The following is a 20,731-nucleotide window of genomic DNA, read 5'->3' on the forward strand; positions in this document are numbered from 1 at the left end:
TACGAAACATTTTAGCGACCCGACGGCCGCACGGAAATCCCGAAAGTGGTGACAGAATGTTTCGTGCCGGCAACAGAGGTTGCGCGTGTGCCGGCACCAGAAGCGTTACCGGTAACGGAAACGGATTGGCAGGCGTTACCGGTAACGGTTTTTGCGGTACAGGAATGGCCTATTTCCATGGCGCAGGTATCGCCTTTGCCCTTTCGAGCCGTTCGCCGATCCGCTAATAAGAAGGCCATCAAGTAGACTGGCACGCGATGCAGGGGAAACAGATGGCCGATCCGACCGCCGTCGCCACGAGGAAGTCTGCGGGCAAATCGTCAGGTAAATCAAGCGGCAGGCAAGCGACCCAGGGCGCCGGAGCGCCGGTAAAGGCAGTCGCGCCGAAGCCGGCGCGCTGGGTGGTGTACAGTGCGCCGAAGGGCGGTACCGGCAAGACCACCAGCTGCAAGAACACCGCCGTCGCCGCGGCCAAGGACGGCATGCGGGTGGCGACTCTGGATTTCGATCCGCAGCGCACGCTGGGTCAATGGCACGAACTGCGCCGGCCGCACGACGTGGCGGCCATCGACCATTATGAAGGGACGCTGGACGAGATCGACGCCGCGCTCGCCCAGATCGACCCCGCCCGCTACGACGTGGTGTTCATCGACACGCCGCCGTCGGTGGAGCTGTATCCGGAGGCGACCAAGATCCTGCTGCGGCGCGCCGATCTGGTGCTGGTGCCGACCGGGGTCGGGCGCTTCGACAAGATGAGCGTCATCCCCTGGATGGAATTCCTGCGCGATTACGGCCGCCCGGCCGCCTTTCTGCTGAACCGGGTCAAGCGCCGCTCGGTCAGCCTGCGCGAAGCGAAGCTGGAGCTGGGCCGGGTCGGCCGGCTGGTGCCGCACGAGGTGCCGGACATCGAGGACATGCACCGGGTCGACGACATCGGCTGTTCGATCGTCGATGTCGGCGCGGTGAACGGTGCCGACGAATGCCTGGGCGCCTGGTACTTCATCCGGCACGAGCTGGGGATCTGAAGATGGCCAACGTGAAGTCCTTCATGAAGAAGGTGGCGGAGCAGGGCAAGACCGCTCCCCCGCCGGCGGCCAAGCCGGAGGTAGCGTCTACTCCTGTCCGGTCAGGGACGGCGGTGGCGCCGTCCAAGGCGGACCGCCGGGCGTCGGACATCAGCGACGCCATCGTGCCCTGCCACACCCGGCAGGAGTTCGCGCAGGAGATCCGGTATCACTGGAACCGCAGCCGCAAGGAGTTCCTGTCGATCGGCCGGTATCTGAACCGCGCCAAGGAAATCCTGCCGCATGGCGACTTCGAGGCGATGATCGAGAGCGACATGCCGTTTTCGGTCGAGACCGCCTTCCGTTTCCGCGCGGTGGCGGAGGCGGTGGACACCGGCCGGCTGTCGCTGGAGGTGCTGCCGGGGGCGGAAAGCGTCGCCTACCAGATCGTCACCATGACGCCGGACGAGTTGGAGCGGGCGAAGGCGCAGGGGCTGATCCGTCCCGACGTGACCCGCCGCCAGCTGATCGACTTCAAGCGGTCGCTGCGCCCGCCGAAGGACGTGACGCCGAACGACCGGCGTCGGCAACTGCTGGCCGAATATGCCCGGCTGCGCGCCCGCATGGCGGAGGTCCGCGACGAGCTGCGCCGCGACCATGGCATCGACCCGGAGCATGACCATGGCCGGTCCGGCCGCACCGGCGTCACCATCGACGTCGAGGCGGAGGACATCGGCCCCGGTACGGACGGCGAGGCCTGATCCGCTTTAATGGTCGTGCGACGAGTGGGAGGCGATGCCGTCCCGGCTGCCGCTGCGGCCGGGGGAGGAGCCGCTGCCCAGCAGGTTGGTCAGCGCGTTGAAGTCGCGCTGGAAATTGCCGAAGAAATCGACGCCGCCGCCATTGCGGGACGCCCGCGCGGCGGAGGTCGTCATCTCGTGGGCTTCGCTGTGGCTGGACTGGCGGCTGGCGCTTCGCACGTGGCGCTTCGGGGCCTTCGGCTTGCGCAGCGGCGTGACTGCCGGCGGGGGAGGGGCGTCCGGCAGGGAGGCGGTTTCCGGTGCACTGGCGAAGGCGTCGTTGCACAGGCCGCGGTCGGCCGCCCGCTCCAGCCGGTTGGGGTCGAGAATCCAGCAGTCGAAGGCGTCGGTCTGCGGCCGCTTCGGCGCCTGCACCGCGACAGCGACCGGGGCGCCCGGCGGTGCGGCCACCGGCTCCGGAGGAGCGGGGGAGGGCAGGGGGCTGGCGGTCTCCGGCGCGTGCAGCAGCGGTTCCGCAGCGGTCGGTCCTGCAACGGACAGGGCAAGCAGGGCGGCGAGTGCCGCCGCCATCATCGTCCCGCTTCCGGTCGTCGTCCGGCCCTCGCCCGGCATCCTCCGTCCTTTCGATCGTCGCGCTCGCGTCTCTCAACAGATAAACGCATCAGCGCGCCTCTTCGTCCGCGCGAAATGGGGGCGGTGCCCGGGAGACGCGGTACTCCTTCCGTGCGTGCACTTTCAGCAGCGGGCCGCTTCCAGGGTGCGGCGTTGTCGCAGGGGCGGGTTGGCGCTCTTGTCAGGCGGGCGGGTTGATGGGAAAGTTCGGCCCCTGTTTCACCAGCGAGAATGGACGGCGGCGCCGGCGACATGGCCGATTTCAACTGGAACGACCTGCGCTTTTTCCTGGCGGTGGCCCGCGCCGGCACGCTGACCACGGCGGCCCAGCGCCTGCGGGCCGATCACACCACGGTCAGCCGCCGCATCACCGCGCTGGAGGACGCGCTGCGCGTCACCCTGTTCGAACGCCGTCCCAGCGGATTCACCCTGACGCCGCAGGGCGAGCGGCTGAAACAGACCGCCGAGGTGATGGAGAGCGCGGCGCTTCTGGCCCAGGGGATGGTGGCCGACGGCGACCTGTCGCTGGCCGGTGCGGTGCGGATCGGCGCGCCGGACGGCTTCGGCAGCTGTTTCCTGGCGCCGCGCATCGGGGCGCTCTGTGAGCGGCATCCGGAACTGGAGGTGCAGCTGGTCGCCATGCCGCGCGTCTTCAGCCTGTCTAAGCGCGAGGCCGACATCGCCATCAGCCTGTCGCGCCCGCAGGAAGGGCGTCTCTATGCGCGGAAGCTGACCGATTACCGGCTGGGGCTGTACGGCACCGCCGCCTATCTGGACGCCCGGCCACCGATCCGCAGCCGTGCCGACCTGCGCGGCCATTCCTTCATCGGCTATATCGACGACCTGATCTTCGCGCCCGAACTGGATTATGTCGAGACGATCGGGGAGGTGGCGCCGCGCATCAAGAGCAGCAGCCTCGTCGCCCAGCTGAAGGCGACGCTGGCCGGCGCCGGCCTGTGCATGCTGCCCGCCTTCATCGCGGCCGGTGAGCCGGATCTGGTGCAGGTGCTGCCGGAAGAGGTGACGATCACCCGGTCCTTCTGGCTGATCGTGCACGAGGATCTGCGCTCGCTGGCGCGGATTTCGATGACCGCCGACTACATCGCCGATCTGGTGCGGCGGGAGCAGGCGCTGTTCCTGCCCCCAACCGCCACCTGACTTACCCTTCGCCGCGCAGCATGCGGATGATGCCGGAGAAGTCGGTGCCGCCTTGCCCTTGCGCGTTCATCATGGCGTAGAGCTGCGCCGCCGCGGCACCCAGCGGGGTGGGGGCGCCGGCGCTCTGAGCCGCTTCCTGGGCCAGCTTCAGGTCCTTCAGCATCAGCGCCGCCGCGAAACCGGGCTGGTAATCGCGGTTGGCCGGGCTGGCCGGCACCGGGCCGGGGACCGGGCAATAGCTGGTCAGCGACCAGCACTGGCCCGACGAGGTCGAGGACACGTCGAACAGCGCCTGATGCGACAGGCCGAGCTTTTCCGCCAGGACGAAGGCCTCGCAGACGCCGATCATCGAGATGCCGAGGATCATGTTGTTGCAGATCTTCGCCGCCTGACCGGCACCGGCGCCGCCGCAATGGACGATCTTCTTGCCCATCGCTTCCAGGATCGGGCGGGCGCGTTCGAAGGCTTCCGGTTCGCCGCCGGCCATGAAGGTCAGCGTGCCGGCCGAAGCGCCGCCGACGCCGCCCGACACCGGTGCGTCGAGCGAGGCGGCACCCTTGGCGGCGGCCAGCGCATGCGCCTTGCGGGCGGAGTCGACGTCGATGGTGGAGCAGTCGATCAGCAGCGTGCCCGGCTTCACCGCGGCGACGAGGCCCTTGTCGCCGTCATAGACGCCCAGCACATGCTTGCCGCCCGGCAGCATGGTGATGACCACCTCCGCCGCGGCGGCGATGGCCGCAGGGCTGTCGCCGATGGTGACGCCGGCCGCCTTGGCCGCGTCGATGGCGGCGGTGGACAGGTCGTAGCCCACCACCTGATGCCCCGCCTTCACGAGGTTCGCGGCCATCGGGCCGCCCATGTTGCCCAATCCGATGAAACCGATCATCGCCATCGTCGCGTCTCCCGTTGGTTTGGTTTTTTATCGCCCTCTCCCGCCCCGGGAGAGGGAGGGGACCCGCCGGAGGCGGGGAGGGTGAGGGGTGATCCAAGGATCAAGATCCATGTCCGGATCACCCCTCACCCTTCCCATGCTCCGCATGGGCCCCTTCCCTCTCCCGGGGCGGGAGAGGGAATCAATCGTAGTTACGCCATCCGTCCGATCTCGCTGCGCGAGACGATCAGGCGCATGATCTCGTTGGTGCCTTCCAGGATCTGGTGGACCCGGAGGTCGCGGACGATCTTCTCCACGCCGTAATCGGCCAGATAGCCGTAGCCGCCGAACAGCTGCAGGGCGTTGTTCGCCACCTCGAAGCCGGTGTCGGTGGCGAAGCGCTTCGCCATGGCGCACAGGCGCGTTGCGTCCTTGCTCTTGGCGTCCAGCGCCGAGGCGGCGCGGTGGACGAAGGTGCGGGCGGCCTCAAGCTCGGTCGCCATGTCGGCGATGCGGAACTGCAGCGCCTGGAAGCGGTCGAGCGACTGGCCGAAGGCCTTGCGCTCGCTCATGTAGGTCAGCGCCTTGTCGAGCGCGGCCTGGGCGCCGCCGATGGAGCAGGCGGCGATGTTGATGCGGCCGCCGTCCAGACCCTTCATGGCGAACTTGAAGCCCATCCCCTCCTGACCCAGCAGGGCCGAGGCGGGGACGCGGGCGTCCTCCATGATGACGGCGCGGGTCGGCTGGGCGTTCCAGCCCATCTTGTGCTCGTTGGCGCCGAAGGAGAGGCCGGGGGTGTCCTTCGGTACGAGGAAGGCGCTGATGCCGCCGGGGCCGTCCTCGCCGGTGCGGGCCATGACGAGGTAAAGGTCGGAGCTGCCGGCGCCGGAGATGAACTGCTTGGCGCCGTTCAGGATGTAGCTGTCGCCGTCGCGCACCGCTCTGGTGCGCAGGGCCGCGGCGTCGGAGCCGGCGTTGGCCTCCGTCAGGCAATAGCTGGCCAGCCATTCCATGGTGCAGAGCTTCGGCAGCCAATGGGCCTTCTGCTCGTCGCTGCCGAAATTGTCGACCATCCCCGCCACCATGTTGTGGATGGAGATGTAGGAGGCGATGGTCGGGCAGCCCTGGCTCAGCGCCTCGAAGATCACCACGGCGTCGAAGCGGCTGAGCGCCGAGCCGCCATGGTCCTCCGACACATAGATGCCGCCCATGCCGAGGTCTCCGGCGGCGCGCAGGGTGTCGACGGGGAAATGCTTCTTCTGGTCCCACTCGACGGCGTTGGGCGCCAGCTCGTCGCGGGCGAAGGACAACGCCATGTCGCGGATGGCGACCTGGTCTTCGGTCAGTTCAAAGGACATGCGTCACCTCGATCAAGGCCCTCTCCCGCCCCGGGAGAGGGAGGGGACCCACCGTAAGGTGGGGAGGGTGAGGGGTGATCCAAGGATAAGCGCAATGATCCTTGTCGTCCCCCTCACCCTTCCCATGCTTCGCATGGGCCCCTTCCCTCTCCCGGGGCGGGAGAGGGAAGCTATGGACCCATCACTCCATGGTCGGAATGACGAAGCTGGCGCCTTCCTTGACGCCCGAGGGCCAGCGGGAGGTGACGGTCTTGGTCTTGGTGTAGAAGCGCACCGCGTCGGGGCCGTGCTGGTTCAGGTCGCCGAAGCCCGAGCGCTTCCAGCCGCCGAAGGTGTAGTAGGCGAGCGGAACCGGGATCGGAACGTTGATGCCGACCATGCCGACATCGACACGGGACGCGAAGTCGCGGGCGGCATCGCCGTCGCGGGTGAAGATCGCCACGCCGTTGCCGTACTCGTGGTCGTTCGGCAGGGCCAGCGCCTCTTCATAGGAGTCGGCGCGGACGACGGAGAGGACCGGGCCGAAGATCTCCTCCTTGTAGATGCGCATGTCCGGCTTCACCTCGTCGAACAGGCAGCCGCCCATGTAGAAGCCGTTCTCGTAGCCCTGCATCTTGAACTCGCGGCCATCGACCGCCAGCTTGGCGCCTTCCTTGACGCCGAGATCGACGTAGGACTTCACCCGCGCCAGATGCTCGGCGGTCACCAGCGGGCCGAAATCGGCGCTGCTGTCGGTCGAGGGGCCGACCTTCAGGCCTTCCACCCGCGGGATCAGACGCTCCATCAGGGCGTCGGCGGTCTTCTTGCCGACCGGGACGACGACGGAGATCGCCATGCAGCGCTCGCCGGCCGCGCCGTAACCGGCGCCGATCAGGGCGTCGGTCGCCTGATCGAGGTCGGCGTCCGGCATCACCAGCGCATGGTTCTTGGCGCCGCCGAAGCACTGCACCCGCTTACCGGCGGCGCAGCCGCGGTTGTAGATGTACTCGGCGATCGGGGTGGAGCCGACGAAGCCCACCGCCTTGATGTCGCGGTCGTCGAGGATGGCGTCCACCGCCACCTTGTCGCCGTGGACGACGTTGAGGATGCCCGCCGGCAGGCCGGCCTCCAGCATCAGCTCGGCCAGCTTGACCGGCACGCCCGGCGTGCGCTCCGACGGCTTCAGGATGAAGGCGTTGCCGCAGGCGATGGCCGGGGCGAACTTCCACATCGGGATCATGGCCGGGAAGTTGAACGGCGTGATGCCGGCGACGACGCCCAGCGGCTGGCGCATCGAATAGATGTCGATGCCGGGGCCGGCGCCGTCGGTGAACTCGCCCTTCAGCAGGTGCGGGATGCCGCAGGCGAACTCCACCACCTCAAGCCCGCGCTGGATGTCGCCCTTGGCGTCGATGATGGTCTTGCCATGCTCCAGCGACAGCAGCAGCGCCAGCTCGTCATAGTCGCGCTGGACGAGGTCGAGGAAGCGCATCAGCACGCGGGCGCGGCGCTGCGGGTTGGTGGCGGCCCAGCCGCGCTGCGCCTGCTTGGCGTTCTCGACCGCGGCGCGCATCTCCTCCACGCTCGCCAGCGGCACGCGGGCGCGCACCTCGCCGGTCATCGGGGAGTAGACGTCGGCGAACCGCCCCGACGTTCCGGAAACCAGCTTGCCGCCGATCAGGTGCTGAAGTTCGGTGGTCATCCTATTGTCCTCCCTCGGGATTGTTTGTCACCATGTGGACCTGAGCGGCCCTTTGGCGCGACCCGAAACTTTGCGCATCGGTTGTGCAGGAATGCGGCAAGCGCCCTCCGATGGCCGCCCGCAACCCTCGAACGTGTGGGGAGACTTGGGCGCGCCCGACGCTTATAGTGCGCCCGCGCTCCAGCCATGGGGATTCCTGGGGTGGGGCGGGGGATAGCCGCAGAAACGGCGAAGCGGAATGAACATGACCAGCCACGAAGACGTCTTCGACACGCCCGAGACACGGCAGCCGACCATCCTGTCGGTCTACAACCAGAAGGGCGGCGTCGGCAAAACGACCACCTCGGTGAACCTCGCGCTGGCGCTGGCGGCGCTGGGCAAGAGCGTCGTGCTGATCGATTTCGACCCGCAGAGCAGCGCCACCAGCAACTTCCTGCTGCGCGACAAGGCCAAGGTCGGCATCAACGACCTGCTGCGCAAGGAAACCTTCGTCGAGGACGCCATCACCCCGACCGCCTTCGACGGGCTGTCGATGATCGTCGGCGCGCGCAAGCTCTATTCGCTGGAACATGCGCTGGACAGCCGCGGCGGCTCGCAGCGGGGCTTGCGCAAGGCGCTGCACTTCTCGCGCAACCCGCCGGACTATGTCGTGATCGACTGCCCGCCGGCGCTGGGCCATCTGGCGGCCGGCGCGCTGGCGGCGTCCGACCGGCTGATCGTGCCGGTGTTTCCGGGGCGCTATGCGCTGGACGGGCTGCGCCGCACCCTGCAGGTGGTGGAGCATATCCAGAACGGGCTGAACCCCAGCCTGTCGCTGGCCGGCATCCTGATGCTGTCGATCACCAACGACGAGGTCGGGCGCGAATCGCTGACCCAGCTGCGCAACGAGTTCCCGGAGCAGATGTTCCGCACCGCCTTCCCCTATGACGTGGACGTGGTGAAGGCGACCTACCGCCGCATGCCGGCGATGATCTTCACGCCGGACGGGCGGACCACCAGCCGTTTCGCCGCGCTGGCCTGGGAGATCGTCCATGGCCGCGGCAGCACGCCCGACGACGCCCAGCTGAAGCCGGCGCTGGAGCGCATCCAGGCGTGGCACGAGGCGACCGACACCTCCTACAGCGCGCGGCGCGCGTCGTCGATCGACGAGGGCGACGAGCCGGGCGGCGGGGGCAATGGGGCGCGGCAGGCGGAACGCGGGGGAGCGCGGTCGGGTGGCGGAATGGGGGCGGGGCTTGTGGGGCTGGTGATCGGGCTGGCCGGCGGCTTCGCGCTGGGGGCGGCCGTGGGGCAGCCGATTTTGGGCAGGCTGCTGGGGTTGGGGGGATGAGATATCCCCTCTCCCCCCCGGGGAGAGGGTTAGGGTGAGGGGGACGCGTGGCGAGGATCTTCAAGAGTAGCGAACCTCTGCACCCCACTTAATCCACACTATGCACCCCCCTCACCCCGACCCTCTCCCCGGGGGGAGAGGGGGATAGGTGGATCCCATGGTCAACAACAAGAGGGCCGTCATGCTTCCTGTCGATGCCGTTCTGCGCAAGGTGGACGAGTCCTTCGAGGAGTCGGTCGGCCGGCTTTGCGAGCTGCTGCGCATTCCCTCGGTCAGCACCGATCCCGCCTATGCCGGCGAGGTCCGGCGCGCCGCGCGCTGGTGCTCCGACAGGCTGACGGCGATGGGCTTCAGCGTCACCATCCACGACACGCCCGGCCATCCGATCCTGGTCGCCCATCATCCGGGGCCGCAGGGCGCAGAGACGCCGCATGTGCTCTATTACGGCCACTACGACGTGCAGCCCGCCGATCCCATGGAGCTGTGGACCAGCCCGCCCTTCGATCCGGTGATCGTCGAGGCTGAGCGGGGCCGCCGCGTCGTCGCGCGCGGGGCCGCCGACGACAAGGGCCAGACCATGACCTTCATGGAAGCCTTCGAGGCCTGGCACGCCGCCCACGGCTCCATCCCGATCCGCGCCACCGTGCTGCTGGAGGGCGAGGAGGAGACCGGCAGCCCGTCGCTGCCGCGCTTCCTGACGGAGCATGCGGCGGAGCTGAAAGCCGATTTCTGCCTCGTCACCGACACCAACGCCTGGGACGTCGACACCCCGGCGATCACCACGCGGCTGCGCGGGCTGCTCTATCTGGAAGCCACCGTTACGGGCCCGAGCCACGACCTGCATTCCGGCCTGTTCGGCGGCGCCGTGCCCAACCCGCTGAACGTGCTGAGCGGCATTCTGGGCCAGATCCACGACGCCGACGGACGGGTGCGCTTCGACGGCTTCTATGACGGCGTGCGCGAGCTGCCGGACGAGCTGCGGGCGCAGATCCGCGGCCTGCCGCTGGACGAGGCGCAGTTCCTGGGCGCGTTGGGCCTGACCCGCAGCCATGGCGAGGCGGGGCGGACGCTGCTGGAGCGCATCTGGACCCGGCCGACCTGCGACATCAACGGCATCTGGGGCGGCTACACCGGCGAAGGGTCGAAGACGGTCATCCCGGCCAAGGCGTCGTGCAAGCTGAGCTGCCGTCTGGTGCCCGGCCAGGATCCGGCGGCGGTTGAGGCGTCGGTCCGGCGCTTCTTCGAGGAGCGGCTGCCGGCGGACTGCACGGTCAGCTTCCGGCGCTTCAGCTCGTCGCCGGGGATCGAGGTGCCGACGGACACGCCGTGGATGCAGGCGGTGCGCGGCGGGCTGAAGGAGGCGACGGGCCGCGACGGCGTGCTGATCGGCGGCGGCGGGTCGATCCCCATCGTCGGCTGGTTCCGCGAGCATCTGGGGCTCGACACCATCCTGGTCGGCTTCGGGCTGGACGACGACCGCATCCATTCGCCGAACGAGAAGTTCGAGTTGAAATGCCTGCGCAACGGTATCCGCAGCCATGCGGCGATAGTGGGCCGTTTGGCGGCCGGGCGGGTTGGCTGAGGCTTGGGCGGACCTAAATCTTCCCGATCTGCGGCAGGGGTGGGCTGACGCCTCATCTCCTGCCGCCACCGACACGATCGAGACGGGAATTCGCATGTCCGCCCTGTTCACGCCCTTCACGCTGAAGGACGTCACCCTGCGCAACCGCATCGCGGTTCCGCCGATGTGCCAGTACAGCGCCGTCGACGGCGTCATCAACGACTGGCATCTCGTCCACTACCCCGGCCTCGCCCGCGGCGGCGCCGGTCTGGTGATCGTCGAGGCGACGGCGGTGTCGCCGGAAGGCCGCATCACGCCGGGCTGCACCGGGCTGTGGAACGACGCCCAGGCGGACGGGATGGCGCGCATCGCCGCCTCCATCGCCGCCGCCGGCGCCGTCCCCGGCATCCAGATCGGCCATGCCGGCCGCAAGGCCAGCGCCAACCGCCCGTGGGAGGGCGACGACCACATCGCCGACGGCGACCCGCGCGGCTGGGACACGATCTCGCCGTCGGCGGTGCCCTTCGGCCATCATCTGACGAAGGTGCCGAAGGCGATGACGCTGGACGACATCGCCCGCGTCCGCGCCGATTTCGTGGCCGCCGCCGTGCGCGCCCGCGACGCCGGCTTCAAATGGCTGGAGCTGCATTTCGCCCACGGCTATCTCGGCCAGAGCTTCTTCTCGGTCCATGCCAACACCCGCACCGACCAGTATGGCGGCGACCTTGCCGGGCGCAGCCGCTTCCTGCTGGAAACGCTGGCGGCGGTGCGCGAGGTGTGGCCGGAAAACCTGCCGCTGACCGCGCGCTTCGGCGTGATCGAATATGACGGGCGCGACGAGGAGACGCTGGCCGAGTCGATCGAACTCGCCCGCAACTTCCGCGCCGGCGGGCTGGATCTGCTGAGCGTCAGCGTTGGCTTCTCCACCCCCGACGCCCGCGTTCCGTGGGGGCCGGCCTTCCTGGCGCCGGTCGCCGAGCGGGTGCGGCGCGAGGCGGAGCTGCCGGTGGCGGCGGCCTGGGGCATCGACGCGCCGAAGATCGCCAACCGCACAATCGCCGACGGGCAGCTGGATCTGGTGATGGTCGGCCGCGCCCATCTGGCCAACCCGCATTATCCCTACCGCGCCGCCAAGGAACTGGGCGAGGAGCGTCCGTCCTGGGTGCTGCCGGCGCCCTACGCCCACTGGCTGGAGCGTTACCGCGCCACTGATGCGGCGGAGTGAGGTTGGTGACATTTAAGACGAAGGAATCCCCCTCTCCCCGGGGGGAGAGGGGATAGGAGTCGCTCAGCCGGCCTCGGCGGCGGAAGAGGCGCTCCACAGGTTGATGCCGGCGTCGGCGACGGCGTGGGTGTCGATCTCCGCCAACTCCTCCGACGTGAAGGACAGGGTGTTCAGCGCGTCCAGCGAGTTGTCGAGCTGCTCCACATTGCGGGCGCCGATCAGGGCGGAGGTGACGCGCGGATCGCGCAGGACCCAGGCGATGGCCATCTGCGCCAGCGTCTGGCCGCGCCGCTGGGCGATGGCGTCGAGCGCCCGGATGCGCTCCAAGTTTTCCGGCGACAGGAAGTTGGCGCGCAGGGTCCCCCCCTTGGCGGCACGGGCGTCCGCAGGTTGGCCGCTCAGATACTTGTTGGTCAGCATGCCCTGGGCCATCGGCGAGAAGGCGATGCAGCCCATGCCGAGATCCTCCAGCGTCTCCAGCAGTCCGCCCTCAACCCAGCGGTTCAGCATGGAGTAGGAGGGCTGATGGATCAGGCAGGGGGTGCCCAGATCCTTCAGGATGCCGGCCGCCCGCCGCGTCATCTCCGGCGAGTAGGAGGAGATGCCGACATAGAGCGCCTTGCCCTGGCGGACGATGTGGTCGAGCGCGCCCATCGTCTCCTCCAGCGGGGTGCGGGGATCGACGCGGTGCGAATAGAAGATGTCGACATAGTCGAGACCCATCCGCTTCAGGCTCTGGTCCAGGCTGGAGACCAGATATTTGCGGGAGCCCCAGTTGCCGTAGGGGCCGGGCCACATCTCGTAACCGGCCTTGGTCGAGATCACCATCTGGTCGCGGTAGGGACGGAAATCGGTGGCGAGGATGCGGCCGAAATTCTCCTCCGCCGAACCCGGCGGCGGGCCATAGTTGTTGGCGAGGTCGAAATGGGTGACGCCGCGGTCGAAGGCCCGGCGCAGCACGGCGCGCCCGGTGGCGAACACGTCGGTGCCGCCGAAATTCTGCCAAAGCCCCAGCGAAATGGCCGGCAGGTCCAGCCCGCTGCGGCCGGTGCGGCGATAGCTCATGCCTTCGTATCGCCGGTCGGCGGCAAGGTAGGGCGGCTGCATGGCGTTCTCCCGATGTGATCTTGAGTGATATATCAGCATAGGGCGGCAGTGGGGCCGGGCGCAATGGCGCGGCCGGTCATATCACTGCGGGAAGGGGGCAATGGCCGGCGGGGTGGGGCACGCGACCGGCACAATGCCACCATGACAATCCGGTGGTCCGGCCGCAACTTGTCACGCAAACCATCCGCAAGACAGAACCATTGCCGGGAAGACCGGTGGAACCCTTCGTTTCACAAGGATTTTCCAGTCTGTCCAAGGCGGCGCTTGTGCCTGTGGCCGAAAAGATACATCCGACATCGGAAATGTAATGGTGACAATGTTCCATTTGACCCCGCCGATTACGTCTCCATAATCCTGATTGTCTCGATTGTTCGAGCGATGTGCGCCAGATGATGGAGGATCCGATGCGCCACACCGACGTGACCCGCAGTTCCGGCTCGTACACGGCAGCCCCGGGCGCCGTCCCGGCCGCCGACCGCGTCACCCGTGTCGCCTCGCGCCCCTTCTGGCGGCTGCTCGACGTGTTGTTTTCCGCGATGGAACGGCGCAAACAACGTCATGCACTGGCAAGGCTCGACGACTATCTGCTGAAGGACATCGGCGTCAGCCGGTCCGAGGCGGAGCAGGAGGTGTCGAAGCCGTTCTGGCGGGGATGAGACGATGGCCAATGAATCCATACAGAGCCAACCCATTCAAATCGAATACGCAGTTGAACCGGACCTGAGCGCCGACGATTTCATCGACGTTCTGGAACGCTCCGGGCTGGCGGAACGCCGGCCCGTGGGCGACCGGCCACGGGTGGAGGCGATGCTGCGCAACGCCGGCCTGATCATCACCGCGCGAGAGGATGGACGGCTGGTCGGCGTCGCCCGGTCGATCACCGACTTCGTCTATTGCTGCTATCTGTCCGACCTCGCCGTCGACCGCGCCCTGCAGGGGCGCGGCATCGGCAAGGAGCTGATGCGCCGCACCCGCGACGCGATGGGGCCGGGCACCATGTGCCTGCTGCTGTCCGCACCCAAGGCCATCAGCTTCTACGAGCAGGCCGGGCTAAAGCGGCACGAGCAGGCCTTCCTGTTCACCGATCTGGAATAATACCGGGGGGAGCACCGCCGCCATGCCCGACACGATCACCAGCACCGTGGCCGATACGACTGGCCTCGCCATCTCCTATGCCGATGTGGCCGGGGCGGCGGAGCGGATCGCCGGCGTCGCCCACCGCACGCCGGTGCTGACCAGCCGCACCGCCGACACGCTGACCGGCGGCGAGCTGCTGTTCAAGTGCGAGAACTTCCAGCGCACCGGCGCCTTCAAGATTCGTGGCGCCTACAACGCCATCGCCCGGTTCACGCCGGTGCAGCGCGCGGTCGGCGTCGTCGCCTATTCGTCCGGTAACCACGCCCAGGCCATCGCCCTGGCGGCGTCGATGCTGCGGGTGAAGGCGACCATCGTCATGCCGATGGACGCCCCGGCGTCCAAACTGGCGGCCACCCGCGGCTATGGCGCCGACGTGGTGCTGTACGACCGCTATGCCGAGCCGCCCGACGCCGCCGTCGCCCGCGTTCTGGAAGAGCGGGGCGGTATCTTCATCCCGCCCTTCGACCATCCGCATGTGATGGCGGGGCAGGGCACCGTCGCCAAGGAGCTGATCGAGGAGGTTCTGGCGAGCGGCGGCGCTCCGCTGGACCTGCTGGTGGTGCCGACCAGCGGCGGCGGGCTGCTGGCCGGCTGCGCGGTGGCGGCGAAGGCGCTGAACCCCGGCTGCCGCGTGATCGGTATCGAGCCGGAGGCCGGCAACGACGCCCAGCAGAGCCTGCGCAGCGGCAGCATCGTCCGCATCGAACCGCCGAAGACCATCGCCGACGGCGCCCAGAGCCGCAATGTCGGCCAGCTGACCTTCCCGGTGATGCAGCGGCTGGTCGACGACATCGACACCGTCACCGACGACCAGCTGGTCGACGCCATGCGCTTCTTCGCGAGCCGGATGAAGATGCTGGTCGAGCCGACCGGCTGCCTCGCCGCCGCCGCGGTGCTGTCCGGCAAGATCGACGTGCGCGGCAAGCGCGTCGGCATCGTCGTCACCGGCGGCAACGTCGACCTCGGCCGCTTCGCCACGCTGGTGGCGGGCTAGACTCCCTCTCCCGCCCCGGGAGAGGGAAGGGGCCCATGCGGAGCATGGGAAGGGTGAGGGGTTAGGCACGAAGCCATGCGGTTCGGGATCCTTGCCCTACCCCTCACCCTCCCCACGCCTGACGGCGCGGGTCCCCTCCCTCTCCCGGGGCGGGAGAGGGAAATGACGCTTCATCGATAAATCGCCCCCAAGACGTAAGGAACGCTCGCCATGACCGGGAAAGCCATGCGCCTGCCCATCTATCAGGTCGATGCCTTCACCGACCGCGTCTTCGCCGGCAACCCGGCGGCGGTCGTGCCGCTGGAGTCCTGGCTGCCCGACGCGCAGATGCTGGCCATCGCGGCGGAGAACAATCTGGCGGAGACCGCCTTCTTCACCCGCAGCGGCCAAGGGGCGAGAGAGGGGTATGAACTGCGCTGGTTCACCCCGGCGGTGGAGGTCGATCTGTGCGGCCATGCCACGCTGGCGACCGCCTTCGTCATCTCCACCATCCTGGAGCCGGGCCGCGAGCGCATGGAGTTCGCCACCCGGCAGGCCGGCACGCTGACCGTCACCCGCGACGGCGACCGCTACACGCTGGACTTCCCCAACCGTCCGGCCAAGCCGGCGGAGCGGGTCGATCCCAACCTGCTGGCGGCGCTGGGCGGCCCGGCGCCGGCCGCGGTGTTGAGCGGGCGTGACTATCTGGTGGTCTACGAGTCGGCCGACGCGGTGCGGGCGCTGGCGCCGGACATGGCGCTGCTGTCGAAGCTCGACCTGTTCGCGGTCTGCGTCACCGCGCCGGGGGAGGGCGGGGTCGATTTCGTCTCGCGCCTGTTCGCCCCGGCCCAGGGCATCCCGGAGGACCCGGTCACCGGCTCCACCCACTGCATGCTGACGCCCTATTGGGCGGAGCGGCTGGCCAAGACCGTGCTGACGGCGCGTCAGGTCTCGGCCCGCGGCGGCGACCTGCTGTGCGAACTGGCCGGCGACCGGGTGAGGATCGGCGGGCAGGCGGTGCTGTATCTCGAAGGCTCGATCCTGGTGTGAGGCAACAATGGACGTTCGGTTCGAGCGCATAGCGCCGATCCTGCCGGTCCGCGACGTGCGGGCGGCGCTCGCCCACTACCGGCGTCTCGGCTTCGCGGTGACCGCCTACGATGAGGCCGCCGCGGACCCGGTCTATGGGTTCTTGGATTGGAATGGGGTGGGCCTGCATCTGGCGCGGGTTCCGGACCTCGATCCGGAACGCTCGGCCGTTGCCTGCTATCTCTATGTCAGCGACGCCGACGCGCTGCATGCGGCGTGGCAGGCGGCGCAGGTCGGCGGCCGGCTGACGGCGGTCTCCGACACGCCCTATGGCCTGCGCGAGTTCGCCCACATCGACCCGGACGGCAACCTGCTGCGCGTCGGGGCGGAGGTACGGAGGGATGGCGATGGCTGACGATACGGTCCTTCTGTTCTCCTACGGCACCCTGCAGCAGGAGAATGTGCAGGTGGCGTCCTTCGGCCGGCTGCTGGCCGGACGGCCGGACGCCATGCCGGGATACCGCCTCGACATGCTGGAGATCACCGATCCGGAGGTGATCCGCACCAGCGGCAAGCGCTTCCACCCCGTGGTGAGCGAAAGCGGCGATCCGGCCGACGAGGTCGCCGGAACCCTGTTCGAGATTACCGCGGAAGAACTGGCGGCTGCCGATTCGTACGAGGTCGCGGATTACAGGCGCGTCATGGTCCGGCTGAAGTCGGGGGCGGAGGCCTGGGTGTATGTGAAGGCGTGAGGGTGAAGGCGTGAGCGCGGGGCCCGTCACCGCTTGGCCGCCGCTGCTATCGCATCACCTTCTCGAAGCGGAACATCTCGCCGCCGCCGGGCAGGCCGGAGGGGCCGGGCCAATGCGGGTCGGGGTGACGGGCGCCAAAGAACTCGACGATCTTGAAGCCGCACTTGTTCACATAGAAATGGATGTTCCGTTTGTCGAAATAAGGCGTGTGGGTCTGCCAGACCAGCGTTCCGGGATAGCGCCGCTCGATCGCCATCCAGGCTTTGAAGCCCAATCCCCGGCCATGCTGCGCCGGCGACAGGAAGAACAGGTCCAGCGAATTGCGCTGCGTCGCCTCGTCGATCACGACGACGGCGCCGCCGACCCTTTGGCCATCGCAAAGGATATGCAGAAGCTCGGTGCCCGGCGCGTTCATCGACTCGTCGAGATCGCTGCCGCGGGGAATCGAATCGTCGGGAAGGCACCCGAACTCCTCGATGACGGCGACCGCGAAGGATGCCTCCATCTCGCTCTTGAAGGCCGGCAGATCGCTCGGATCGACGACCGCGAGCGTGACTTCGGTATCCTGCATCGTTCCCGTCATGACTCTGTTGCGGTGGCGGGGGACCTCCCCTTACGCCTCCGTCTCCATCTTCTGTTCGACCGCGGCGGCCTTGATTGCCTTCTGCAGCTTCTCGAAGGCGCGCACCTCGATCTGGCGGACGCGCTCGCGGCTGATGCCGTATTTCTGCGACAGATCCTCCAGCGTCGTCGGTGCCTCGCGCAGGCGGCGTTCGGTCAGGATGTCGCGTTCGCGGTCGTTCAGCGCGGTCATCGCATTCGCCAGCAGCTTGCGGCGCTTGCCCAGTTCCTCGCGGTCGGCCAGCGTGATTTCCTGGCTGGCGGTCTCGTCGACCAGGAAATCCTGCCATTCGCCCTCGCTCTCCGCCCGCAGGGGGGCGTTCAGCGAATGGTCAGGGCTGGCGAGGCGCCGGTTCATGTTGACGACGTCCTGTTCCGGAACGTCCAGCTTGGTGGCGATGGCCTGGACCTGTTCGGGCGACAGGTCGCCTTCCTCGATCGCCTGCATCTGGCCCTTCAGCCGGCGCAGGTTGAAGAACAGCTTCTTCTGGGCGGCCGTCGTGCCCATCTTCACCAGCGACCAACTGTGCAGGATGTATTCCTGGATCGCCGCGCGAATCCACCACATCGCATAGGTCGCCAGCCGGAAGCCGCGGTCGGGGTCGAAGCGCTTCACCGCCTGCATCATGCCGACATTGCCTTCGGAGATCAGCTCCGACAATGGCAGGCCGTAGCCGCGGTAGCCCATCGCGATCTTGGCCACCAGACGCAGATGGCTGGTGACGAGCTGATGGGCGGCGCCGGAATCCTCATGCTGCTGCCAGCTCTTGGCCAGCATGTATTCCCGCTCCGGCTCCAGCATCGGGAACTTGCGGATCTCCTGGAGATAGCGGGACAGATTGCTCTCGGACCCGATGGCCGGAAGATTGGATGCCGTCGCCATGACCAAACCCCTCTCCTGACGGCCGGCATACCCATGCAAGGAATTCATGGGCACGCGGCCATTCTTCAGCGCGGGTTCCAAAGGCCCCTCGCAATGAGCGGGCGGCGGAACCTCGCCATTGACCGGGAGTCTATCCAAGAAAGATTACCCGGTGTACCGTTTTAAAGCGACTCCAAGGTGACAATTAGTTCATGAATATCCGCCGGAATTGGGGAGCGGAATGCCACAATTTCGCCACTGACCGGATGGCGGAAGGTCAGCGCCGCGGCGTGCAGCGCCTGTCGCGGAAACCCAACAAGGGTGCCCCGAACCGGTTCCGGAAGTTGCGAGGCGAATTTGCCCCCCGGCCGCCCCGACCGGCCGCGGCCATAGAGCGGATCGCCGACCAGCGGATGGCCGATGTGGGTCAGGTGGACGCGGATCTGGTGGGTGCGCCCGGTCTCCAGCACGCATTCGACCAGCGAGGCGGCCATGCCGAAGCTCTTCACCACGCGGTACTTGGTGGCGGCCGGCTTCCCGCCCCCGGTCACCACCGCCATCTTCTTGCGGTCGGCGCTGCTGCGGCCGATGTTGCCCTCGATCCGGCCCTGCCTCGGGTTCGGCACCCCCCAGACCAGCGCCAGATAGGTGCGGCTGAGCGTGCGGTCGGAGAATTGTTCGGACAGGCCGTGGTGGGCGCGGTCGTTCTTGGCGACCACCATCAGGCCGCTGGTGTCCTTGTCCAGCCGGTGGACGATGCCCGGCCGCTTCACCCCGCCGATGCCGGACAGGCTGTCGCCGCAATGGGCCAGCAGGGCGTTGACCAGCGTGCCGTCCGGGTTGCCGGCGGCGGGATGCACCACGAGGCCGGCCGGCTTGTCGATCACCAGAACGTCGGCATCCTCGTACACCACGTCGATCGGGATGTCCTGCGCCACCGGTTCGGCGGCCTCCGCCCCCGGTACCTCGACCTCGAAGCGCTGGCCGGGTTTGACCCTCAGGGACGGGTCCGTTATCGTCCGGCCGTCGCCGCGCACGCAGCCCTGTTCCAGCAGGGCCTGGACGCGCGACCGCGACAGGTCCGGCAGGCCCGCCGCCAACGCCTTGTCCAGCCGCTGGCCCGCCGCCTCGTCGGGAACCGTGTAGGCGAGGGCACGGGCAGTGGCGTAGGCGGGCGGGCCGGCGTCGTCGTCCGCATCGAGGAAATCGTCGGACAGGTCTTCGGAGTTTTCGGCGGCCATCGGCTTTGCGTATCGCGTCCTGTTTCAATCGTCCGGGAGTGGACCCCAAACCGTGCAGATCCTCAAGGCACTCGTCGTCATCATGGGCGTTCTGATCATCGCCGGCTTCACTTATCTGGGGGTGGAGCTGTACAAGCGGATGTCGGACCCCAACCGCGCCTCCCTGACCGGGCCCTCCACCACGACCACCGTGATCGACCGCCCCGCCGAGGTGACGCTGGACGTCCCGGCCGGCGCCCGCATCGGCGAGATGCTGGTGGCGGGCAACCGCGTGCTGTTCAAGGTGACCCTGCCGCAGGGGCCGGACCGCCTCTATCTGATCGACCCGCGCACCGGCGCCGTCACCGCGACGGTCACCGCCGGAAAAGCCGCTCCGTAACAGACAGGTCTCGCGATCATGCATGATTTCCGCAGCGACAACGTCGCCGGTGCCGCCCCGCAGGTGATGACGGCGCTGGCGGCTGCGTCGACCGGCACCGCCTCCCCCTATGGCAACGATCCCTGGACCGCGCGGGTGACCGAGCGGCTGTGCGCGATCTTCGAGACCGACGTCGCGGTCTTCCCCGTCGCCACCGGCACGGCGGCCAACTCTCTGGCGCTGTCGGCGCTGGTGCCGCCCTTTGGCGCTGTGCTGTGCCATGAGGACGCGCACATCATCATCGACGAATGCGGCGCGCCGGAATTCTTCACCGGCGGCGCCAAGCTGGTGCCGCTGGCCGGCGCGCATGGCAAGCTGACGCCGGAAATGGTGTCGCGCCACCTCGCCAAGGCCGGCGTCGGCGTCGTCCACCGCGTCCAGCCCGCCGCCCTCAGCCTGACCCAGGCGACGGAGGCCGGCACCGTCTACACCCCGGCGGAGGTCGAGGCGCTGGTCGAGGCGGCCCATTCCAACGGCATGGCCGTGCATATGGACGGCGCCCGCTTCGCCAACGCCATTGCCCGGCTGGGCTGCGCCCCGGCCGACGTGACGTGGCGCGCCGGGGTCGACGTGCTGACGCTGGGCGGTACCAAGGGCGGCTGTCTCGCCGCCGAGGCGGTGGTGTTCTTCAACCCGGCGATGGCCGAGGATTTCGGCTTCGGCCGCAAGCGTGGCGGCCATCTGGTGTCGAAGATGCGCTTCCTGTCGGCGCAGCTGGACGCCTGGCTGGAGGACGGGCTGTGGCTGCGCCTGGCCGCCCACGCCAACGCCATGGCCGACCGTCTGGCCGCCGGGCTGACGGCGCTGCCGGGCGTCGAGCTGGCCCACCCGGTGGAGGCCAACGAGCTGTTCGTCCGCCTGCCGGACGCTTATGCCGAGGCGCTGGAGGGGGCCGGCTACGGCTTCTACCGCTGGGACGACGGCACGGCGCGCTTCGTCACGGCGTTCGACACGCCGGCGGCGGCGATCGACGGGTTGCTGGATATTTTGCGCCGACTCCAAGAAAAGGCTTGATCGGCGGGGCGGGGGT

Annotated in this window: 22 protein-coding genes; 14 read left to right on the plus strand and 8 right to left on the minus strand. The window is 68.4% G+C overall.

All coding sequences use genetic code 11. From position 1 onward, the window contains the following. Positions 1-272 precede the first annotated feature (272 nt). Together TSH20_RS09050 and TSH20_RS09055 are read left to right on the plus strand one after the other, a co-directional pair. A complete protein-coding gene (locus TSH20_RS09050; RefSeq protein WP_247871481.1) occupies positions 273-1,025 on the plus strand; it encodes a ParA family protein in 753 nt (250 codons plus the stop codon). 2 nt (positions 1,026-1,027) lie between these two features. Beyond that, a complete protein-coding gene (locus tag TSH20_RS09055; RefSeq protein ID WP_109074418.1) occupies positions 1,028-1,765 on the plus strand; it encodes a DUF3102 domain-containing protein in 738 nt (245 codons plus the stop codon). A 6-nt stretch (positions 1,766-1,771) separates the two neighbouring features. Here TSH20_RS09055 and TSH20_RS09060 read toward each other — a convergent pair whose 3' ends face one another. Continuing rightward, entirely contained in the window at positions 1,772-2,377 is a 606-nt protein-coding gene (locus tag TSH20_RS09060; RefSeq protein WP_109074419.1) for a hypothetical protein, read from the minus strand. Positions 2,378-2,629: 252 nt separating this feature from the next. Here TSH20_RS09060 and TSH20_RS09065 point away from each other — a divergent pair, with 252 nt between their 5' ends. Continuing rightward, on the plus strand, positions 2,630-3,535 hold the full coding sequence (locus tag TSH20_RS09065) for a LysR family transcriptional regulator (protein WP_109074436.1): 906 nt from the start codon (positions 2,630-2,632) through the stop codon (positions 3,533-3,535). Position 3,536: 1 nt separating this feature from the next. Here TSH20_RS09065 and mmsB read toward each other — a convergent pair whose 3' ends face one another. The 3 genes from mmsB to TSH20_RS09085 all read right to left on the minus strand — a co-directional run bounded on the left by mmsB (position 3,537) and on the right by TSH20_RS09085 (position 7,445). Next, positions 3,537-4,427 (minus strand): 3-hydroxyisobutyrate dehydrogenase, encoded by an 891-nt coding sequence (mmsB, locus tag TSH20_RS09070; RefSeq protein ID WP_109074420.1) that lies wholly within the window; start codon positions 4,425-4,427, stop codon positions 3,537-3,539. 191 nt (positions 4,428-4,618) lie between these two features. Beyond that, on the minus strand, positions 4,619-5,764 hold the full coding sequence (locus TSH20_RS09075; RefSeq protein ID WP_109074421.1) for an isobutyryl-CoA dehydrogenase: 1,146 nt from the start codon (positions 5,762-5,764) through the stop codon (positions 4,619-4,621). Between the two features lie 181 nt (positions 5,765-5,945). Further along, a complete protein-coding gene (locus TSH20_RS09085; protein WP_109074422.1) occupies positions 5,946-7,445 on the minus strand; it encodes a CoA-acylating methylmalonate-semialdehyde dehydrogenase in 1,500 nt (499 codons plus the stop codon). Positions 7,446-7,689: 244 nt separating this feature from the next. On the opposite strand from TSH20_RS09085, the gene TSH20_RS09090 reads away from it, so the two are divergent. The 3 genes from TSH20_RS09090 (at position 7,690) to TSH20_RS09100 (ending at position 11,561) form a co-directional block, all read left to right on the plus strand. Beyond that, positions 7,690-8,775, plus strand: coding sequence for an AAA family ATPase (locus TSH20_RS09090; RefSeq protein ID WP_282183567.1), 1,086 nt, complete (start codon positions 7,690-7,692; stop codon positions 8,773-8,775). Between the two features lie 181 nt (positions 8,776-8,956). Next, positions 8,957-10,357, plus strand: coding sequence for a M20/M25/M40 family metallo-hydrolase (locus TSH20_RS09095; protein WP_109074437.1), 1,401 nt, complete (start codon positions 8,957-8,959; stop codon positions 10,355-10,357). Between the two features lie 94 nt (positions 10,358-10,451). Beyond that, a complete protein-coding gene (locus TSH20_RS09100; RefSeq protein WP_109074424.1) occupies positions 10,452-11,561 on the plus strand; it encodes an NADH:flavin oxidoreductase/NADH oxidase in 1,110 nt (369 codons plus the stop codon). 63 nt (positions 11,562-11,624) lie between these two features. Here the strand turns inward: TSH20_RS09100 and mgrA are convergent, their stop codons facing one another. Then, positions 11,625-12,668 (minus strand): L-glyceraldehyde 3-phosphate reductase, encoded by a 1,044-nt coding sequence (gene mgrA / locus TSH20_RS09105; protein ID WP_109074425.1) that lies wholly within the window; start codon positions 12,666-12,668, stop codon positions 11,625-11,627. Between the two features lie 404 nt (positions 12,669-13,072). Between mgrA and TSH20_RS09110 the strand changes: the two genes are divergently transcribed. The 6 genes from TSH20_RS09110 to TSH20_RS09140 all read left to right on the plus strand — a co-directional run bounded on the left by TSH20_RS09110 (position 13,073) and on the right by TSH20_RS09140 (position 16,559). Beyond that, entirely contained in the window at positions 13,073-13,324 is a 252-nt protein-coding gene (locus tag TSH20_RS09110) for a DUF1127 domain-containing protein (RefSeq protein ID WP_247871482.1), read from the plus strand. Between the two features lie 4 nt (positions 13,325-13,328). Then, positions 13,329-13,763 carry a GNAT family N-acetyltransferase gene (locus tag TSH20_RS09115; RefSeq protein WP_109074426.1) on the plus strand — a complete coding sequence of 145 codons (435 nt, stop codon included), beginning with the start codon at positions 13,329-13,331 and terminating at the stop codon, positions 13,761-13,763. Between the two features lie 22 nt (positions 13,764-13,785). Next, positions 13,786-14,799: a threo-3-hydroxy-L-aspartate ammonia-lyase gene (locus TSH20_RS09120; protein ID WP_109074427.1), complete on the plus strand. Its 1,014-nt coding sequence runs from the start codon at positions 13,786-13,788 to the stop codon at positions 14,797-14,799. Positions 14,800-15,009: 210 nt separating this feature from the next. Continuing rightward, positions 15,010-15,828 (plus strand): PhzF family phenazine biosynthesis protein, encoded by an 819-nt coding sequence (locus tag TSH20_RS09130; protein ID WP_247871483.1) that lies wholly within the window; start codon positions 15,010-15,012, stop codon positions 15,826-15,828. 7 nt (positions 15,829-15,835) lie between these two features. After that, a complete protein-coding gene (locus tag TSH20_RS09135; protein ID WP_109074428.1) occupies positions 15,836-16,222 on the plus strand; it encodes a VOC family protein in 387 nt (128 codons plus the stop codon). Next, a complete protein-coding gene (locus TSH20_RS09140; protein ID WP_109074429.1) occupies positions 16,215-16,559 on the plus strand; it encodes a gamma-glutamylcyclotransferase family protein in 345 nt (114 codons plus the stop codon). Before TSH20_RS09135 ends, TSH20_RS09140 begins: the two co-directional genes overlap by 8 nt. Before the next feature lie 46 nt (positions 16,560-16,605). Here TSH20_RS09140 and TSH20_RS09145 read toward each other — a convergent pair whose 3' ends face one another. From TSH20_RS09145 to TSH20_RS09155, 3 genes are all read right to left on the minus strand, one after another. Continuing rightward, positions 16,606-17,130, minus strand: a complete 525-nt coding sequence (locus TSH20_RS09145; RefSeq protein ID WP_247871484.1) for a GNAT family N-acetyltransferase — start codon at positions 17,128-17,130, stop codon at positions 16,606-16,608. 42 nt (positions 17,131-17,172) lie between these two features. Then, positions 17,173-18,063 carry an RNA polymerase sigma factor RpoH gene (rpoH, locus tag TSH20_RS09150; protein ID WP_085092002.1) on the minus strand — a complete coding sequence of 297 codons (891 nt, stop codon included), beginning with the start codon at positions 18,061-18,063 and terminating at the stop codon, positions 17,173-17,175. 161 nt (positions 18,064-18,224) lie between these two features. Beyond that, positions 18,225-19,283 (minus strand): RluA family pseudouridine synthase, encoded by a 1,059-nt coding sequence (locus TSH20_RS09155; RefSeq protein ID WP_109074431.1) that lies wholly within the window; start codon positions 19,281-19,283, stop codon positions 18,225-18,227. A gap of 52 nt (positions 19,284-19,335) precedes the next feature. Between TSH20_RS09155 and TSH20_RS09160 the strand changes: the two genes are divergently transcribed. Together TSH20_RS09160 and TSH20_RS09165 are read left to right on the plus strand one after the other, a co-directional pair. Continuing rightward, a complete protein-coding gene (locus TSH20_RS09160) occupies positions 19,336-19,662 on the plus strand; it encodes a hypothetical protein (protein ID WP_109074432.1) in 327 nt (108 codons plus the stop codon). Between the two features lie 18 nt (positions 19,663-19,680). Continuing rightward, entirely contained in the window at positions 19,681-20,715 is a 1,035-nt protein-coding gene (locus TSH20_RS09165) for a low specificity L-threonine aldolase (protein WP_109074433.1), read from the plus strand. The last annotated feature ends 16 nt before the right edge of the window (positions 20,716-20,731 follow it).

Source organism: Azospirillum sp. TSH20 (assembly GCF_003115935.1).
Taxonomy (GTDB): Bacteria; Pseudomonadota; Alphaproteobacteria; order Azospirillales; family Azospirillaceae; genus Azospirillum.

Excerpts from the sequence above, each read along its gene's own strand:
- rpoH (WP_085092002.1), bottom strand. The coding sequence starts at position 18,063 with ATGGCGACGGCATCCAATCTTCCGGCCATCGGGTCCGAGAGCAATCTG.
- TSH20_RS09090 (WP_282183567.1), top strand. The coding sequence starts at position 7,690 with ATGACCAGCCACGAAGACGTCTTCGACACGCCCGAGACACGGCAGCCG.
- TSH20_RS09120 (WP_109074427.1), top strand. The coding sequence starts at position 13,786 with ATGCCCGACACGATCACCAGCACCGTGGCCGATACGACTGGCCTCGCC.
- TSH20_RS09055 (WP_109074418.1), top strand. The coding sequence starts at position 1,028 with ATGGCCAACGTGAAGTCCTTCATGAAGAAGGTGGCGGAGCAGGGCAAG.
- TSH20_RS09145 (WP_247871484.1), bottom strand. The coding sequence starts at position 17,130 with ATGCAGGATACCGAAGTCACGCTCGCGGTCGTCGATCCGAGCGATCTG.
- TSH20_RS09060 (WP_109074419.1), bottom strand. The coding sequence starts at position 2,377 with ATGCCGGGCGAGGGCCGGACGACGACCGGAAGCGGGACGATGATGGCG.
- TSH20_RS09065 (WP_109074436.1), top strand. The coding sequence starts at position 2,630 with ATGGCCGATTTCAACTGGAACGACCTGCGCTTTTTCCTGGCGGTGGCC.
- TSH20_RS09155 (WP_109074431.1), bottom strand. The coding sequence starts at position 19,283 with ATGGCCGCCGAAAACTCCGAAGACCTGTCCGACGATTTCCTCGATGCG.
- mgrA (WP_109074425.1), bottom strand. The coding sequence starts at position 12,668 with ATGCAGCCGCCCTACCTTGCCGCCGACCGGCGATACGAAGGCATGAGC.
- TSH20_RS09110 (WP_247871482.1), top strand. The coding sequence starts at position 13,073 with ATGCGCCACACCGACGTGACCCGCAGTTCCGGCTCGTACACGGCAGCC.
- TSH20_RS09050 (WP_247871481.1), top strand. The coding sequence starts at position 273 with ATGGCCGATCCGACCGCCGTCGCCACGAGGAAGTCTGCGGGCAAATCG.
- TSH20_RS09115 (WP_109074426.1), top strand. The coding sequence starts at position 13,329 with ATGGCCAATGAATCCATACAGAGCCAACCCATTCAAATCGAATACGCA.
- TSH20_RS09135 (WP_109074428.1), top strand. The coding sequence starts at position 15,836 with ATGGACGTTCGGTTCGAGCGCATAGCGCCGATCCTGCCGGTCCGCGAC.
- mmsB (WP_109074420.1), bottom strand. The coding sequence starts at position 4,427 with ATGGCGATGATCGGTTTCATCGGATTGGGCAACATGGGCGGCCCGATG.
- TSH20_RS09085 (WP_109074422.1), bottom strand. The coding sequence starts at position 7,445 with ATGACCACCGAACTTCAGCACCTGATCGGCGGCAAGCTGGTTTCCGGA.
- TSH20_RS09165 (WP_109074433.1), top strand. The coding sequence starts at position 19,681 with ATGCATGATTTCCGCAGCGACAACGTCGCCGGTGCCGCCCCGCAGGTG.
- TSH20_RS09075 (WP_109074421.1), bottom strand. The coding sequence starts at position 5,764 with ATGTCCTTTGAACTGACCGAAGACCAGGTCGCCATCCGCGACATGGCG.
- TSH20_RS09140 (WP_109074429.1), top strand. The coding sequence starts at position 16,215 with ATGGCTGACGATACGGTCCTTCTGTTCTCCTACGGCACCCTGCAGCAG.
- TSH20_RS09095 (WP_109074437.1), top strand. The coding sequence starts at position 8,957 with ATGCTTCCTGTCGATGCCGTTCTGCGCAAGGTGGACGAGTCCTTCGAG.
- TSH20_RS09130 (WP_247871483.1), top strand. The coding sequence starts at position 15,010 with ATGACCGGGAAAGCCATGCGCCTGCCCATCTATCAGGTCGATGCCTTC.
- TSH20_RS09100 (WP_109074424.1), top strand. The coding sequence starts at position 10,452 with ATGTCCGCCCTGTTCACGCCCTTCACGCTGAAGGACGTCACCCTGCGC.